Origin of the sequence: Methylobacterium brachiatum (assembly GCF_020523825.1) — a bacterium.
Taxonomy (GTDB): Bacteria; Pseudomonadota; Alphaproteobacteria; order Rhizobiales; family Beijerinckiaceae; genus Methylobacterium; species Methylobacterium brachiatum.
The window spans coordinates 228968-245704 of sequence record NZ_JAJALK010000010.1 but is presented as its reverse complement, the minus strand read 5'-3'; the positions used below and the strand labels follow the sequence as shown (position 1 = coordinate 245704).

Annotated in this window: 12 protein-coding genes; 3 read left to right on the top strand and 9 right to left on the bottom strand. The window is 73.3% G+C overall.

From position 1 onward, the window contains the following. Positions 1-65 precede the first annotated feature (65 nt). The 3 genes from LGR69_RS21590 to LGR69_RS21580 form a co-directional block, all read right to left on the bottom strand. Positions 66-2120, bottom strand: coding sequence for an ATP-binding protein (locus LGR69_RS21590; RefSeq protein ID WP_230367283.1), 2055 nt, complete (start codon positions 2118-2120; stop codon positions 66-68). Continuing rightward, entirely contained in the window at positions 2117-3622 is a 1506-nt protein-coding gene (locus tag LGR69_RS21585) for an ATPase domain-containing protein (protein ID WP_230367282.1), read from the bottom strand. Before LGR69_RS21585 ends, LGR69_RS21590 begins: the two co-directional genes overlap by 4 nt. A gap of 136 nt (positions 3623-3758) precedes the next feature. Next, positions 3759-6182, bottom strand: coding sequence for a PAS domain S-box protein (locus LGR69_RS21580; RefSeq protein ID WP_230367291.1), 2424 nt, complete (start codon positions 6180-6182; stop codon positions 3759-3761). A 353-nt stretch (positions 6183-6535) separates the two neighbouring features. Between LGR69_RS21580 and LGR69_RS21575 the strand changes: the two genes are divergently transcribed. Next, positions 6536-7264, top strand: coding sequence for a lysophospholipid acyltransferase family protein (locus LGR69_RS21575; protein ID WP_007562602.1), 729 nt, complete (start codon positions 6536-6538; stop codon positions 7262-7264). On the opposite strand, the gene LGR69_RS21570 is transcribed toward LGR69_RS21575, so the two are convergent. The 5 genes from LGR69_RS21570 to LGR69_RS21550 form a co-directional block, all read right to left on the bottom strand. Continuing rightward, complete coding sequence (locus tag LGR69_RS21570; protein ID WP_230367281.1) at positions 7261-8319, bottom strand: glycosyltransferase; 1059 nt, start codon at positions 8317-8319, stop codon at positions 7261-7263. The two genes, LGR69_RS21575 and LGR69_RS21570, sit on opposite strands and share 4 nt — an antisense overlap. Further along, positions 8316-9233 carry a glycosyltransferase family 2 protein gene (locus LGR69_RS21565; RefSeq protein ID WP_230367280.1) on the bottom strand — a complete coding sequence of 306 codons (918 nt, stop codon included), beginning with the start codon at positions 9231-9233 and terminating at the stop codon, positions 8316-8318. The genes LGR69_RS21570 and LGR69_RS21565 overlap by 4 nt, the downstream gene beginning before the upstream one ends. Before the next feature lie 177 nt (positions 9234-9410). Further along, positions 9411-10532, bottom strand: a complete 1122-nt coding sequence (locus LGR69_RS21560) for a glycosyltransferase (protein WP_230367279.1) — start codon at positions 10530-10532, stop codon at positions 9411-9413. 8 nt (positions 10533-10540) lie between these two features. Then, on the bottom strand, positions 10541-11425 hold the full coding sequence (locus tag LGR69_RS21555; RefSeq protein ID WP_230367278.1) for a glycosyltransferase family 2 protein: 885 nt from the start codon (positions 11423-11425) through the stop codon (positions 10541-10543). Between the two features lie 31 nt (positions 11426-11456). Beyond that, entirely contained in the window at positions 11457-13511 is a 2055-nt protein-coding gene (locus LGR69_RS21550; protein ID WP_230367277.1) for an HAD-IIB family hydrolase, read from the bottom strand. 60 nt (positions 13512-13571) lie between these two features. Here LGR69_RS21550 and LGR69_RS21545 point away from each other — a divergent pair, with 60 nt between their 5' ends. Further along, a complete protein-coding gene (locus LGR69_RS21545; RefSeq protein ID WP_230367276.1) occupies positions 13572-14612 on the top strand; it encodes a glycosyltransferase family 4 protein in 1041 nt (346 codons plus the stop codon). Beyond that, a complete protein-coding gene (locus LGR69_RS21540) occupies positions 14612-15790 on the top strand; it encodes a glycosyltransferase family 4 protein (RefSeq protein ID WP_230367275.1) in 1179 nt (392 codons plus the stop codon). Before LGR69_RS21545 ends, LGR69_RS21540 begins: the two co-directional genes overlap by 1 nt. Here LGR69_RS21540 and LGR69_RS21535 read toward each other — a convergent pair. After that, positions 15778-16731, bottom strand: a complete 954-nt coding sequence (locus tag LGR69_RS21535; protein WP_230367290.1) for a glycosyltransferase family protein — start codon at positions 16729-16731, stop codon at positions 15778-15780. The two genes, LGR69_RS21540 and LGR69_RS21535, sit on opposite strands and share 13 nt — an antisense overlap. Positions 16732-16737 lie beyond the last annotated feature (6 nt).

Sequence of the window (16737 nt, the reverse complement as noted above, 5' to 3'; positions counted from 1 at the left end):
TCGATGACTCAACCCATCGAAAAACCAGGCTCGCTAACGCGAGCCGGGTTTTTCGTGTTCGGGGCTCAGCGGCTCTCGCCGCCGAGCACGAGGCGCAGGGAGCGGGCGAGCTCGTCCCGGCGGTAGGGCTTGTTCAGGACCGGCAACTCGCCGTGGCCGATCATTTGGCCCTCGTCGAGATTGGCGACGTAGCCCGAGGTGAGCAGCACCTTGATCCCGGGACGCACCCGCTGGGCCTCAGCGGCGAGCTGCGAGCCGTTCATGCCGCCCGGCATGACCACGTCCGAGAACAGGATGTCGATCCGCTCCACATCCCGGAGATGCGCCAGCGCCTCGGCGGCGTTGCGGGCGACGATCACCCGGTAGCGCAGCTCCTCCAGGCTCTCCACCGCCATGCCGAGAACCTGCTCGTCATCCTCGACCAGCAGCACGGTCTCGCCCTCGCCGGCGCGGCGCAGCGGGATGGTGCGCAGGGCGCCGGCCCCAGTCTCCTCGTCGGCCGGGTCGGTGGAGCGGGGGAAGTAGAGGTTCACGGTGGTGCCGGCCCCGACCTCGGAGGCGATGTCGACGAAGCCGTTGGCGCTGCGGGTGAAGCCGTAGACCTGGCTCAGCCCGAGCCCGGTCCCCTTGCCGACCTCCTTGGTGGTGAAGAACGGCTCGAACACCCGCTGGAGCTTGTCCGGGGGGATGCCGGCGCCGGTATCGGTCACCGAGACCAGCACGTAGGGGCCGGGCGCCACGCCCTTCTCGGCCACCGCGCCGGTGCCGAGATGGACGTTGCGGCTCGTCACCGCGATCCGGGTATGGCCCGGCCGGCCCTCCATGGCGTCGCGGGCATTGACGATCAGGTTCAGCACCGCGGCCTCGAACTGGGCCGGATCGATGCGGATCGGATCGAGGGCCGGGTCGAGGTCGAAGGCGAGCTCGACCGCGCCGCCGGCGGCGCGCTCCGCCAGGGGCTTGAAGTCGAGGAGCAGGCGATTGGGATTGAGGGTCTGGGGCCGCAGCATCTGGCGGCGCGAGAAGGCGAGGAGCTGCTGGGTCAGCTGCTCGCCGCGCCGGGCCGCGCCCATGGCGGCCTCCGCGAGACGCTTCACCCGGTCGACCTGCTCCGGCCGCCGCAGCACCATGTCGAGACCGCCGACGATGACGGTGAGCAGGTTGTTGAAGTCGTGGGCGACACCGCCGGTGAGCTGCCCGATCGCCTCCATCTTCTGGGCCTGGCGCAGGGCCTCCTCGGTGACGTGCTGGTCGGTGCGATCCATCAGGATGCCGGCCATCCGGGTCGGGGTGCCGGCCTCGTCGTACTTGACCTGCCCCCGCAGGGCGATCCAGCGCACCGCCCCGTCGGCCCGGCGGATGCGGCATTCGAGGTCGAGCCGGCCGGTCTGGACGACGCTCGCGAAGGCCCGGTCGACGCCCGCGCGATCCTCGTCGACGACATGGGCCAGGAAGGTCTCCCGGGTCCAGAACGTTTGCGGCGCGTCGTAGCCGAACACCGCGTCGAAGCGGGGCGAGCGCCGGGACGCGCCGGTGCCGTAATCGATGTCCCAGGATCCCATCCCAGCGGCGTCGAGGGCGAAGGCGAGGGTCTCGCGGGCGGTCTCGACCTCCTGGGTCCGCTCGGAGACGCGCCGCTCCAGCCCCTCGTTGGCGAGGCGGAGCTGCTCCCGGTCGCGCTCACGCTCCTGCAAGCGCTCGCGCGCTTGGTACTGGCGGCGGCGCGCCCGCAGGGCGGCGGCCGTGGCGCTGACCAGCGTCTCGGCGTTGATCGGGCGCTCCAGCAGGACGACGTTGCCGAGCTTGGCCAGCAGCTGCGACGCCTGCCGGGACCGGTGCCCGTGCTGACGGGTCGCCAGCACGATGAAGGGGAAGTCCGACCAGGCGGGCTGCGCCTCGAGCCAGGCGAACAGGGCCGTGGGCTCCCCGTCCCCGAGCGCCTCCTCGGTGACCAGGGCGGCGGCCGCCCCGGCCCGGAGAGCCTCCAGCCAGCCGTCCAGGTCGGGACAGATGACGGCCTGCGTTCCGGCCCGGGCCAGCACTTGCTCGGCCACCGCGGCGTCGCGCCCCCGCGGCGCCAGGATCAGGACGCGCGCCTCCTCCGGCGCTGAAACCGTCACCGCTCGCCGCCGGCGACGTCGCCGGTCAGCATCGCCACCGCGCCGCGGTAGGAGGGCAGGCCGGTCAGCACGCCCTCGAAATCGGTCAGGGCTTCGCCGACCTGGATCCCCTGGGCCGACAGCTTCATCTCGCGGATGGTGCGCTCGTGGGCGTTGACCCGGCTCTTTACCACGGACAACGCGGTGCGGACCTCGCCCTTGGCCTCGAAGAACCGGAACAGCAGGATCGCGTCGCTGAGATAGCTGAGATCGATATCGGTGCGGACCTCGCCGATCACCCCGTGCTGCCCCAGGACCAGCAGCGTCGTGACGCCCTGCTGGTTCAGGTAGCTCAGCATCTCGTGCATCTGCAGGATGAGGAACTCCTCGCCCGGCATCGCGTGCAGGTAGGCGTTCAGGCTGTCGAGCCCGACGAAGCTGCAGCCGCGCTCCTGCACGGCCTGCCGGAGCATGCTGGAGAATTCCCCGGGCGAGAGCTCGGCCGGGTCGATCTGCGTGATCGTCAGGCGCCCGCTCTCGAGATGCGGGGACAGGTCCATGCCCAGGATGGCGGCCCGGCTGAGCAGGGTCGCGAGGCCCTCGTCGAACAGGTAGTAGGTCGCCGTCTCGCCGCGCTCCAGGGCGGCCAGCATGCAGCGGATCGCCATGGTCGTCTTGCCGACGCCCGAGGGGCCCAGCAGCAGGGTGTTGGTGCCGGGCACCAATCCGCCGCCGAGCAGCAGGTCGAGCGTGTCCGTGCCGGTGGAGCGCGCCTGCGGGTCGAAGGCGGTGTGATGCTCGGCGGCGATCAGGCGCGGGAAGACCCGGATGCCCCCGGTCTCCAGCGAGAAATCGTGGTAGCCGCCCCGGTACTTGATGCCGCGCATCTTGACGATGCGCAGCCGGCGCCGCTCCGAGCCGAACTCGCGCGGCGCCTGCTCCAGCGAGATCACCCCGTGGGCGATGCTGTGGAGCTGCAGGTCGCCGGTCTCCGAGGTGCGGTCGTCGAGCATCAGCACGGTGCAGGCGCGCTTGGCGAAGAACTGCTTGAGCGCCAGGATCTGCCGGCGGTAGCGCAGCGGGTTCTGGGCGAGCAGGCGCAGCTCCGAGAGCGAATCGAACACGACCCGCTCGGGCTTCAGCGCCTCGACCCGGGCGATCACCTCGCGGACGGTCTCGCCGAGCTCGATCTCGGACGGGTGGAGGATCGATTGCTCGCTGTCGGGATCGAGCCCCATCTCGTTGACGAGCTCGTAGACCTCGATGTCGTCGAGCGACCAGCCATGGGTCGCGGCGGACGACCGGAGCTCCTGGCTCGTCTCGGACAGGGTGACGTAGAGCGTCGGCTCGCCCCTTGCCGCGCCGTCGCGCAGGAACTGGAGCGCCAGGGTGGTCTTGCCGGTGCCGGGCGTGCCCTCCAGCAGGTAGAGCCGGCTCGGCGTCAGCCCGCCGCACAGGATGTCGTCCAGGCCGGGAACACCCGTCGAGAGCCGCGGCGCCGGGGCCGTGTCGGTATCGGTCATCGGCTTGCCCTACGCTCCCCCGCGGTCCCACGCGTCCCCGGTGCGGCGCGCACGGTAGCGACCGTGCCCCGCCTTGTCAGTGCCGCCGGCGCCGCAGCCATGAGGCGCCCGTGCGCCGCAGGACGGCGCGCGGACCTCATCCCTCGATCATGTCCCGGATGCGCGCGGCCAGGGCCTCGATCACGAAGGGCTTGGTGAGCACCTGCATGCCGTCATCCAGGTAGCCGTTGCCCACCGCGGCGTTCTCGGCATAGCCGGTGATGAACAACACCTTGAGCCCCGGACGGGTTTCGCGGGCGGCATCGGCCACCTGCCGGCCGTTCATCCCGCCGGGCAGGCCGACATCGGTGATCAGCAGGTCGATCCGCACGTCCGATTGCAGGACCTTCAGCCCGGACGGGCCGTCGGCGGACTCGATCGCCGTGTAGCCGAGATCCTCCAGGATCTCGGTCACCAGCATGCGCACGGACGGTTCGTCGTCGATGACCAGCACCGTCTCGCCCTGCTCGGCCCGGGGCGCCGCCGCGGGGTCCGGCAGCGCCACCGCGGCGGAGATGTCGCCGTGGAAGCGGGGCAGGTAGAGGCACACGGTCGTCCCCCGGCCGACCTCGGAATAGATCCGCACCTGCCCGCCGGATTGGCGGGCGAAGCCGTAGATCATCGACAGGCCGAGCCCGGTGCCCTGGCCGATCGGCTTGGTGGTGAAGAACGGATCGAAGGCCTTGGCGATCACCTCCGGGGGCATGCCGGTGCCGGTATCGCTCACGCACAGCGACAGGTACTGGCCGTGCGGCAGGTCGCGCTCCCGGGCGGCGCGGTCGTCGAGCCAGCGATTGGCGGTCTCGATGGTGATGCGCCCGCCCTCCGGCATGGCGTCGCGGGCGTTGATGCACAGGTTCAGGAGCCCGTTCTCGAGCTGGCCGGGATCGACCAGCGCCGGCCAGAGGCCGACCGAGCCGACCACCTCGATATGGATCGACGGGCCGACGGTCCGGCGGACCAGCTCCTCCATGCCGTGGACCAGGGCGTTCACGTCGGTGGGCTTGGGGTCGAGGGTCTGGCGGCGCGAGAAGGCGAGCAGGCGGTGGGTCAGCGCCGCTGCCCTCTTGGCCGCGCCCTGGGCGGCGGTCATGTAGCGGTCGAGGTCGGTCATCCGGCCCTGGCTCATGCGCGTCTGCAGGAGCTCCAGGCTGCCCGAGATGCCGGTGAGCAGGTTGTTGAAGTCGTGGGCGATGCCGCCGGTCAATTGCCCGACCGCCTCCATCTTCTGCGATTGCCGCAGGGCCTCCTCGACCTTCTCGCGCCGGGCGGCCTCCTCCTCGACGCGCCGCTCCAGGGTGGCGTTGAACGCCTCCAGGGCGGCCTTGGCGCGCAGCTCCTCCTCGATGTTGCGGGCCTCGATGACGGTGCCGATCGGCTCGCCGCGCTCGTTCCGGATCGGGCTGGCGGTGAAGCCGACCGGGTAGAAGGAGCCGTCCTTGTGGACGAAGACCTCCTCGCCCTGCTCGCGCTCGTTCTCCGGGAAGGCCTGGTCGATCGGGCATTCGCAGAGCGGGTAGGGCGATCCGTCCGGCCGCGTGTGGTGGACGACGTCGTGCAGGGCGCGGCCCTCGGTCTCCTCCAGGGCGAAGCCGGTGAGGGTCTCGGCGGCGCGGTTCATGTAGCTGCAGTGCTGGCGCTCATCCATCAGGAAGATCGCCTGCGAGGTGTTGTTGAGGATCGCGTCGAGCCGGCGCGTGGTCTCGACCAGGCGCTCCTCGGCGGCCTTGCGGTCGTGGATGTCGGTGACCGAGCCGATATAGCCGCGGAAGCCGCCATCCTCGCCGCGGCGGGGCTGGGCCGCGTCGATGAACCAGCGGTAGCGGCCGTCGGCGCCGCGCAGGCGGTACTCGACCTGGAACGGCCCGTGCCGGGCATTGGCGTCCAGGAACGCCTGGGCCGACGGATCCCGGTCGTCCGGGTGGACCGCGTCGAGCCAGCCGAGGCCGAGGCTCTCCGCCTCGGTCTGGCCGGTATACGCGTACCAGCGGCGGTTGAGGTAGGTGCAGGCCCCGTCGGCGCCGGTCACCCACATCATCACCGGGGCGTGGTCGGCCATGTTGCGGAACCGCGCCTCGCTCTCCCGGAGCGCGGTCTCGGCCCGCATCCGGGCGGTCGTCTCCGTGCAGGTGCAGAACAGGCCGACGACCGCGCCGGCCTCGTCCCGGAGCGGCGCGTAGGAGAAGGTGAACCAGGCCTCCTCGGGATAGCCGTGGCGGTTCATGACCAGCGGCAGGTTCTCGACCCAGCTCGCCGCGCCGGACATCGCGGCCTCGACCAGGGGCGCGATGTCCGGCCAGATCTCCGCCCAGACCTCCGGGAAGCGCGCGCCCATCGCGGCCGGGTGCTTGCTGCCGAGCACGTCCGTGTAGGCGTCGTTGTAGAGGAACCCCAGTTCCGGCCCGGCGGCCACGAACATCGGGAAGCCGGAGCCCTGCATCAGGCTGACGGCGGCGCGCAGCCACTGGGGCCAGCCCTCGGGCGGGCCGAGGGGCGAGGACGACCAGTCGAACGCCCGCATGAGCGCGCCGGTCGCGCCGCCGCCCACGATGGAAACCGGTCCGGTCGCCCGCTGGTCCGACAGAGCGCCTCCGTCATCCGCACGCCCCGTCACCCTGTCCAACCCGGTCTCCTTCGCGCCAGCGCCCGCTCGCCGGACCTTCCGATAACGCAGCAGGGCGGCGGCCGTTCTCAAGGTCGGCGCAGGCGGTTACGGGGCCCGGCCGGTGTCACCCGCGCGCGCCGACCCGCATAAACGAAAGCCGCGGACGGCGGCTGCGGCTTTCGCGCCGTCCTGAATTGCCGTGCACCCCGATCCGCGAGGCGCTATGCCGGGGATCCGCCCCGTTCCGGGGCCCGACGTGAATCCCGATCTTGGCGCAGACCCGCTCCCTCCTGTTCGTCGCCTACTGGACCGCCTGGACGGCCCTGTTCCTGGCGCCGCTCGTCGTCCTGGCGCTCGCCGGGGCGCCGGCCCGCCCGGTCCGCACGGCGGCACGGCTCTGGGCCCGCGGGGTCCTGGCCGGCCTGCACCGCATCGTCGGGCTGCGCTACGTCGAGGAGGGGCGCGAGCACATCCCGAACGAGCCCTGCCTGCTCGTGGCCAACCACCAATCCACCTGGGAGACGCTGGCCTTCCTGGTGCTGGTCCCCGACGTGGCGATCGTGGCCAAGCGCGAATTGCTCGCGATCCCGGTGGTCGGCTGGTTCCTGCGGCGCTCGCCGATGATCGTGATCGACCGCGCCAACGGCACCCAGGCCCTGCGGGCGATCATCGAGGGCAGCCAGGCGGCGGTGGCGGCGGGGCGCTCGGTGCTGATCTTCCCGGAGGGCACACGGGGCCGGGCCGGCGATCCGCTGCAATTCAAGCGCGGCGTCGAGCTGCTCTACGGCCGGCTGCGTCTGCCGGTGGTGCCGGTGGCGGTGAATTCGGGCCTGTTCTGGCCCCGCGGCGCGGCCACCCGGGCCGGCACCATCGTGGTGAGCTACCTCGCGGCCCTCGCCCCCGGCCTGCCGGCGGCGGAGTTCCTGCGCGGCACCGAGGGCGCGATCGACCGGGAGCTCGACCGCTGGCGCCCGGCCGACGCGCAGGGTCGGCCCTAGCGCCCGGCCCGGGCCTGCCGGTACAGAGCCTCGCAGGCATCGAGCCAGCGGTCGCGGCTGAACAGGCGCCGGACCCGATCCCGCGGCACCGGGCGCGGGATCGCGAGCGCCACGCCGATCGCCCCGGCCAGGGCGGCCGCGTCCCCGGGCTCCACGAGGCATCCGGCCTCGCCGACCACCTCCCGGGCGGCACCGTTGGCGAGGCCCGCCACCGGCAGGCCGCAGGCCATCGCCTCGATCGCCACCAGCCCGAACGGCTCGTCCCAGCACGGAGTGAACAGGAACACCGAGGCGCGGCCGATCTCGGCGGCGAGCGCCCGGCCGTCGAGATGGCCGCCGTAGCGGATCGGGCCGCCGAGTTCCGGGGCGATCCGCGCCGCCCAGTAATCCGGCTCCTCGATCGGGCCGTACAGGGTCAGCGGGATGCCGGCGCGTTTCGCCGCCGCGATGGCGCAATGCGCGCCCTTGATCGCCGCCAGCCGCCCGGACCAGGCGGCGCTGCCGTCGCCGCGGTCCCGGAACGGCCAGGCGGCGGGATCGACGCCGTTGTGAAGCACCGACGCCTCCGGCGGTGCGCCCTCCGGCCACCAGGCCCGCAGCTGCGCCCGGGAGGTCACGGTGATCCGGTGACCGGGCGCGGGACTGTCGTGCACGAAGCCGCGCAGGGCGTCGTAGGGCGGCACGTGCAGGGAGGTGACGGTGGGGACCCGCGCGGTCCGCCGGCGCTCCAGGGGCAGCCGGCTCAGGCTGTTGTTGTGCAGCACGTCGAACCCGCCCGCCGCGATCCGGTCGCAGGCGGCGGCGTAGCCGTCATCGACATAGGCCCGCAGCCCCGGATCGCCGCGATGCTCCAGGCCCGGGAAGCGGCGCTCGTGATGCTCCGGCACCACGGCGTCGATCGCGAAAAGCGGGTCGCTGTCGCCGGCGGCGAACAGCACGACGTCGTGGCCGCGGGCCGCGAGCCCCGCGGCGAGGTGCCAGCTATGGGCCTCCATGCCCCCCGTGAAGGGCGGCGCGACCGGGTGGCGGATATGGGCGAGGAGCGCGATCCTCACGCGGTCGCCGCCGCGCCAACCCGGGATTCCAGATACCGGATGACAGAGGCGGAGTTGGTGTAGGGCTGGTGGCTCTGCTGCCCGGTCAGGGCGAGGTCGTCGGCATCGGGCCGGCGCAGGATCCGGATCGGCTGGTCGGGCGTGTCGTCGATCAGGCCCATGACCCGGAACGCGTAGAGCCAGTGGCCCATGGTCCGGTAGCCCCATTTGGCCTCGAACAGCTCGGCGTTGCGCACGACGCTGTCGAGGTGGTGGATCGGCGGCATGTGGTGCGGGTGGTACTGGTGATAGGCCAGCGCGCCCTTGATCCAGGCGATCGGGGTGCCGCCCTGGTCGAGGATCTTGCCGAAATCGGTGTCCTCGCCGCCGTAGCCGGTATAGCGCTCGTCGAAGCCGCCGAGCGCCCGGAAGGTGTCCCGCCGGATCGCGAAGTTGAGCGACCAGAAGCACCGGTAATCGTTGCACAACTCGATGCCGGAGGCCGGAGGCCCGCGGCGGTCGGAATGCCGCTCCGCGCTCGCCGCGAGGTCGGCGTAGCGCCAGGCGCCCGCGGTGGCGTGCTCGGGCAGGTGCAGCACCTCGCCCATCAGCAGGCCGTCGAGCTCGCCGAGCCCGCGCGCATAGTCGGCCACGAGGTCGGGGGCCGGGATGCCGTCGACATCGAGGAAGACGATGCCCTCGCCGCTGGCCGCGTCCACGCCGCGGTTGCGCGCGGCCGCCAGCGGCAGCTCGCGGCCCGGAACCCGGATCTGGCGGACCGGAAACGAGGTCTCGGGCAGGTCGTAGGGCTCGTCCTGCATCACCGCGACGATGAACTCGGCGGGGGCCTGCGTCTGGCGCTCCAGGCCGCGCAGCACGTTGCGCAGATGCGCCGCCCGGCCCTTGGCCAGGGTCACGACGGAAACGGTGGACATGCGACGGTCGGGCTCCGGCTGATGGGGACGGGGTAGGGGCGGGCATCTTCGATTGGGCTTTGTCGTCGCCTGGGAAGGGCGCGGGTCCCCTCTCCCGTGCGGGAGAGGGGGCGCATCGAGACCTGCAAAAGCGATTGCGCCCCGAACCTGTCTCGGCGGTCGAGCGCAGGTGGCCGCTCAGGGAGGCGCGACAGGCTCCTCGGCGCCCTGCCAGAGCTCGTCGGTCAGCCCTTCGAGCCAGCCGGCGGCGCGGGCGGCGGCGTCCGGGGCGTAGAGGCCGCGCAGCTCGGCGCCGTCGAGCGTCCGGGCGCGGGCCAGGAGGTCGCGCCAGCCCTGGAGGTCGCCGGGCCAGACGGGGGCCTGGACGGCGGCGCCCAGCCGGACCAGGGCCTCAGCCTTGCGGGTCTGCTCGGCGAAGTAGCGCCATTCCGGCATAACGATCAGGCGGCCGCCGACCCGGGCGACCTCGTGGACCGTGTTGTCGCCCGCCGAGGCGATCACGATGTCGGCGGCCGCGAGGTAGTCGGTCACGGAGGGCACCCAGCCCAGCTCGCGCAGGTTGGCGAAATCGGTCTCGTGGCCCTCCCGGTGGGTCGGCCCGAGGGTCAGCCACAGGGCGTCGGGCTCGGCGCGGGCCGCCACGGTGAGCGGCGCGTAGGGGGTGCCGCTGCCGCCGCCGCCGGTCACCGCGACGATGATCTCGCGCTGCGGATCGAGGCCGAGCTTGGCCCGCGCTTCCGCCCGGTCGAGGACGCGGTCGAGGCTGGTGCACAGGCCGCCGCTGTAGAAGGTCTTGGCGCGCAGGGACGCCGGATAGTCGGCCTGTTCCAGCCGGGCGTCGAAGGGCGCCAGCATCCCGACGCAGGCCTCGTAGGCGCCGACATGGCCGATATCGGAGCGGTCGCCGTGCATCCGGATCTGCACCGCCGGCACACTGGCGATCCGGGCGAGCAGCGCGATCTCGGCCGAGACGTCGACCACGAACAGGCCGACCGCGCGCGCGTCGAGATGGTCGAGGATGATCCGCATGGTCCGGCGCATCGGGGCGAGCCCCAGCGGCACGCAATGCATCACCTGCGGGGTCGGCTCGGCGTAGAGGCGCGGGGTCGGCACCGCGGCGCCGATCATGTCGGGCAGCGGCACGATCTCGATGTCGCGCGCGAAGCCGTCGAACAGGTGCGGGCCGGCGGTCAGCACCGAGACCGGGCGGTCGCGGGCGAACTCGGCGGCCACCGCCATGGTGCGGTTGGCGTGGCCCCGGCCCTGGTGGTGGACGAAGAACGCGATCGGCTTCTTCATGGTCTGATTCACGAGAACAGGGCGTCGGGCCGCCGGGACGCGGCGATCTCCGGGGCGGTCGGGGGGCGGATCAGGCGGATCGCCGGGGCGGCGTCGTCCCACTCGATCAGCCCGGCGGCGCGGAACTGGCCGAGCCAGTAGGTCATGCACCAGCGCCCGTGCCGGGCGCGGAAGCGGGCGGCGTTGGCCAGGATCGGCGTGAAATGCTGGAGCGGCGGGACGTGGACCGGGTGGTGCTGATGATAGGCCCGGGCGCCCGCGACCCAGTCGGTCGGCAGCCCGGTGGCGGCGAGGCGGGCGGCGAAGTCGGTCTCCTCGCCGCCATAGCCGGTAAAGCCCTCGTCCATGCCGCCGACCGAGCGCCAGGCCCGGGCGGGCAGGGCGAAGGACAGGCCCCAGAGCTGGCCGGGATCGGGCTCCCGGCGCAGGCCCGCCTCCGGCACCTTCGGCCGGGCCGGGTGCGGGCGGCCGAGGCGGTCGAGGGCCGCGTCGTCGAGATCGGACGCGTCCAGAGCCGGGCCGGCCTCCGGCGGCAGGTACAGGACCTCGCCGAGGAGCAGGCCCTCGGCGCCCGCGGCCGCGTAGGCGCCGACCAGGCCGGAGGCCGGGATGCAATCGACGTCGAGGAAGATCAGCAGGTCGCCGGCGGCGGCCTCGGCGGCGCGGTTGCGCGCGGCGGCGAGCGGCATCGGCTCGCCCGGGACGTGGAGATGGCGCACCGGGCAGCCGGGATCGGGCAGGTCCGGGATCGGCTCGGGCTGCATCCAGGCGATCACCAGCTCGCCGGGGGGCGTGCTCTGGCGGGCGAGGCCGTGCATCAGGTTGCGCAGGCTCGCCGCCCGGCCGCGCACCAGGGTGAGCACGCTCGTCGCGGGCGCCCCAGCGGGCCGCATGACAGGAGGCCGAACGTCAGGAGGCTGAACGTCAGGAGGCATGGGCCAGCATCCGGCGGAAATGCGCCACGCCCTCGATGATGCCGCGGGCATGCGAGGCCCGGGCGACGTAGGAGTGCTGCAGCGCCGCGTTGCTGGCCAGATCGTCGGAATAATTCGCCACGATGATCGCCTGCACCCGGGCGCGCAGCATCTCGACGTCGTTGCCGGAATCCCCGGCCACGAACACCGCCCGCTCCGGCAGGCCGTAGAGGGCACGGACATGGTCCACCGCCGTGCCCTTCGAGGCCTCGGCCGGCAGGACGTCGAGGTAGCGGTCGTGGCTGTGGATCACCCGGGCGGCGAGGCCGGCCTCGGCGAGATGCGCGCCGACCCGGCGGGCGGCGGCGGCCCCGCCGAAATAGCTCAGCTTGTACGGGCGCTGCTCGAGCGGGCCCTGGGGCAGGAGGCCGTCGATGCCGGCCAGCGCCGCGCGCACCGCCGCCCGGTCCCAGCCCGCCGCGATGGTCTCGCGCCAGGCGGCGTCGGCCGTGTAGGTCACGCCGTTGGCGTCGAGATGGTAGATCTCGGAGCCGACCGAGGTGATCATCACCTGCGGCCGCGGGCTCATCTGCTGCTCCAGCACCGCCATGGCGCTGTGGAACGAGCGGCCGGTCGCCACCCCGAAGGCCAGGCCCGTCTGCTGGCTGCGCCAGCGCCGGAAGATGCCGAGCGCCGCCTCGCAGCCGACCAGGGTGTTGTCGATATCGCAGACCAGGAGCTGCCAGGGCGTCCGCAGGGGCGGCTCGGGGGCGAGCAGGGCGCGCAGCAGGGCGTGGTAGCGCGCGGCGTGCCGGTCCCAGTCATAGGCCGCCGCGGCCCGGGCGCCGCCCGCCACGTAGCGGGCGCGCAAGGCAGGATCGGCCAGGATGCGCAGGCAGGCCTGCGCGATCGCCGCGGGGTCGCGGGGATCGACGAGCAGCCCGTTGCCGCAGGTCTCGACGATGTCGTTGGGGCCGCCGCTGTCGGTGGCGACGAGCGGCAGGCCGGCCGCCGAGGCCTCCAACAGGGTCAGGCCGAAGGGCTCGTTCAGCGCCGGATTGACGAAGAGGCCGCCGCGCTCCCGGGCATAGGCGTAGATCGCCGGCGCGTCGTCGGGCCGGTGCGTCTTCGGGTAGGCCACGGACCCGTAGAGGTCGTAGCGGTCGATCAGGACCAGGAGGTCGCGCATCGTGGCGGCCATGTCGCCGTCGAGGGCGTCGATGTCGCCGCGGGTGCCGGCCACGATCACCAGGTTGGCCCGGGCCCGCAGCTCCGGGTTCTCGCCATAGGCCCGGACCAGGGCCGCGAGGTTCTTGCGCGCCACCGGCCGGGCCATCGCCAGAAGCGGCGGCTTGGCGGGATCGTGCAGGAAGCGGTCGATCAGGGCGTCGACCCGGGGATGGGGCCGCGCGGCGGCGAAGCGCGCGAGGTCGCTGCCCGGCGGCACGACGCGGACGCGGCCGGGATTGTAGGATTCGTAGCCCGCATACTGGACCTCGGCCTCGTCCCGGGAGGAGGCGATGACCAGGGTGGCCTGGGCGAGGGCCGCCTCCTCGGTGGCGATCCGGCGGGCGAGGTCGGGCGCGCCGGCGGCGTCCCCGCCGAGCATCGCGGCCTTGACCCGGCCGAGCGAGTGCGCGGTGAACACGAACGGGATCCCGAGCCGGGCCTCGACGATCGCCGCCACCGCGGCGGCGTCGGCGTAATGGGCGTGGATCAGGTCGGGCGCGCGCGCCTGGGCGCCGATCCAGGCGACGAGATTGTCGGCGAAGCTCGCGACCTCGTCGTGCATCGCCTCCTTGGGAAGGTAGCCCGGCGCCGCGCTCGGCAGCCGCACCAGCCTGACCTTGTCGGAGATGCGCTCTTCGGGCACGGCGTAATCCGGGCCGGGCGGCCCCTGGAACAGGCGCGTGGCCACCACGATCTCGGCGACGCCGAAATCCTGCGCCGAGGCGGCGACGAGATCCAGCAGGTAGCGGATATGGCCGCCGGTATCGGCGGTGAGGCCGTAGACGACATCGCGGCCGCGCAGGCAGCCCTGCAGGGCGATGTGCAGGACGAACATCAGGCGTTTGCTGACGCGGTCGGCCGCTTCCGTGAACTTAACGTATGTGAAGAGAGCGCCGTGATCCGTGTTGCCCAGGTCGCACCGAACATTTTTCCCGTTCCCCCAAACCATCACGGCGGCACCGAGCGGGTTGTGCACGATCTCAGCACGGCGCTACGAAGCTTGGGCGTGGAAGTAACGCTATTCGCGCCCTCGGACAGTGCGACAGACTTGCCGCGCGTCGGCGATTACCCGAGTCTCGCGGCTCTCGAACAGCGTCACGGCCGGGTCGCGCCCGGGGTTCCGGCGGCGCTCGAGGCCCTGCAGCTGGAGGCTTTGCGGCGGCGGCTGCCCGATTTCGACCTCGTGCATTGCCACGGCGAGTTCGCCCATGCGGCGCTGCTCGGTGCGGCCCGAGCGCGCAGCCTGACCACGGTGCATTGGCGGGTGGACGAGCTCGACCGCGCGCTGTTCTTCGCCGGCTTCCCCGATTTGCCGGTGGCGGCGATCTCGGCGGCCCAGGCCACCGGCATCCCGGCGGCCAACCGGGCCGGGATCGTGCATCACGGCATTGCTCGGGACCGCTACGCCTTCCAGGCCGCGCCGGAGGCCCATGTCGCCTTCGTCGGGCGCCTGACCGACCAGAAGCGCCCGGACGTGGCGATCCGCGTCGCCCGGGCGGCCGGGATGCCGATCCGGCTGGGCGGCACGATCGATGTCGGCAACCCGGACTATTTCGACCGGCAGGTGCGCCCGCTGCTCGGGCCCGACGCGACCTATCTCGGGCCGGTCGACGACATTCAGAAGGGGGACCTCCTGGGCAGCGCCCGGGCGCTGCTGTTCCCGATCGACTGGCCCGAGCCGTTCGGGCTGGTGATGATCGAGGCGATGGCCTGCGGCACCCCGGTGGTGGCGTGGAACCGCGGATCGGTGCCGGAGATCGTCGAGGACGGCGTGACCGGGTTCATCGTCGAATCCGAGGCGCAGGCGACGGCGGCACTGCGCAGGATCGGCACGCTGGACCGAGCGATCGTTCGAAAGAATTTCGAAGCGCGCTTCACCGCCGAGCGCATGGCGCGCGACTACCTCGCGCTCTACCGCCGCCTGCTCGGCCGCTGATGCGCACCGCCCTCGTTGCCTGGGATTACCCGCCGGCCCCCAGCGGGTTGTCGACGGCGGCCCGCGAGATCGCTGAGAGCCTGGCCGGGGCGGGGGCGGACGTGACGGTGTTCACCCTGGACCGGACCGGCCGGGAGCGGGTCGGCGGCGTCACCGTGGTCGGCCTCGCCCTGCCGCCGGAGGGCCGGCTGGCGCAGCTGCGCCTGTGGGGGGCGATCGGCCATCTGGCGGCGCCGCTCGCCGTCCGGCGGGCGGTCCTGGCCGAGCATGCCCGGGCGCCGTTCGCCGTGGTCGAGGCGACGAACTGGTACGCCCCGGCCTTGCTGCTCGCCGGACGCCGGGACCTGCCCCTGGTGACCCGCAGCTCGACCCCCGCCGCCTTCACCCGCGACGGCACGCCCGGCCTGCGCGACCGCCTCGACGGCGCCGCCGCCGACCGCCTGGAGCGCCGGCAGGCGCGGGGCAGCGCCGGGCTGATCGCCAACACCCAGGCCCATGCGGAGGTGATCGCCCGGGCCTACGGGCTGGCGGGCCGGCGGCCGGAGGCGGTGATCGGCCTGAGCCTGCCGCCGGAGATCGCGGCCGCCGCCCGGGCGGCGCCTTACCCGGACGGGGCGGGGCCGGTGCGCCTGCTGTTCGTCGGCCGGGCCGAGGCGCGCAAGGGGTTCGACGCCCTGCTCGACGCCGTTGCGATCCTGGCCGGGGAGCAGGCGCGGGGCGCGCTGCCGCCCTTCGCGCTCGACCTCGTCGGGGTGCCCCCGGGCGACCTGCCGGCCGACCTGTCCGAGGCCGCCCGGAGCCGCATCCGGGCCCGCGGCCGGATCGACGCGCGGGGCCTGGCCGAGGCCTATGCGGGCGCGCAGGTCGTGCTGGCGCCCTCGCGCTACGAGAGCTTCGGCCTCGTCTATCAAGAGGCCCTGGCCTATGGCCGGCCGGTGGTGGCCTGCGCCGAGGATGCGAGCGCCCGGGCCTTCGTGGGCGTCCCGGGTGCGGGGCCGCTGGCGCGGGCGGCGACCGGCCCGGACCTCGCCGAGGCGCTGCGCCCGCTCCTGCGCGATCCCGCCCTGCGCTCGGCCTACCGGGCCCGGGCCCTGGAGGCCGCCGGCCGGTTCGACCGGGCGAGCCTCGGGCGCGAGACCCTCGCCCTCTACCGCCGGGCGATCGCTCAGGCGCGATAGGGCCGCAGCAGCGCGTCCCGTTCCTCGACCCGCCCGCGCCCCGGATCCAGCGCCTCGTAACGCTGCGAGCGCGCCCGGACATGGGCGCCGGTGAGCGCGTGGTCGATCGCCCCGTGGAGCGCGATAAAGCTCTGCTTCCAGCCGCCGGGCAGCACCGGCCGCTCGTGCACCCGGCCGGCATAGCGGATGGCCGTACGGTTCAGCCGGTACTGCACGTCCGGGTAGACATCCGACAGGATGCCGTCGACGCGGTTGCGCCGGGGCAACCCGACCGAGACCACGTCGCCGGCCTCGGCGAGCGCCGCCAGCGCGGGGAGACGCGCGCCGGTCACGGGATTGAGGCTCTCGTCGGCGTCGAGCTGCAGCATCCAGGGGCTGCGGGCGAGGTCCTGCAGGGCGTTGCGCTGGGCGGCGAAGTCGCCGGCCAGCGGCCGGGCCGCCACCCGCACGGCGCCGGGGGAAAAGCCCGGAACCACCACGGCCTGGGCCGGGGCAGGGGCCGCGTCGAGCAGGATCGCGACATCCGCGGCCCAGGCCGCCTGCGCCGGCAGGGCCGCCAGAACGGAATCCCGCTCGGCCGGGCGGCAGATCACACCGAGCGAGACCGGGCGCCGCTCCGCGCCGTCGAGGTCGTACAGGGCGCCTTCCGCGGCACGCGCGCTGTGGGGCTGCAGCAGGGCGGCGCGGTCCGCCGGGCCGAGGGGGCGGATGCCGCGACCGAGGCGGGTCGCGGCGCTGCGGAGGGTGTAGAGGTCGAGGCCGTAACCCGCCTCCGGGTCGGGGACGAAGACCGGCGCGGCGAGCCGCCCGGCGAGATCCCGCCAGCATCGGTCCGGGTCCGCCTCCGGCGCGATCAGGACCCCGCAGGAGCCGCAGGCGATCCGGAACAGGCGCCGGTATCCGCCTGGGAAGTCGAGGTTCCGGGTGCTCGGCGCCAGCATGTCGGC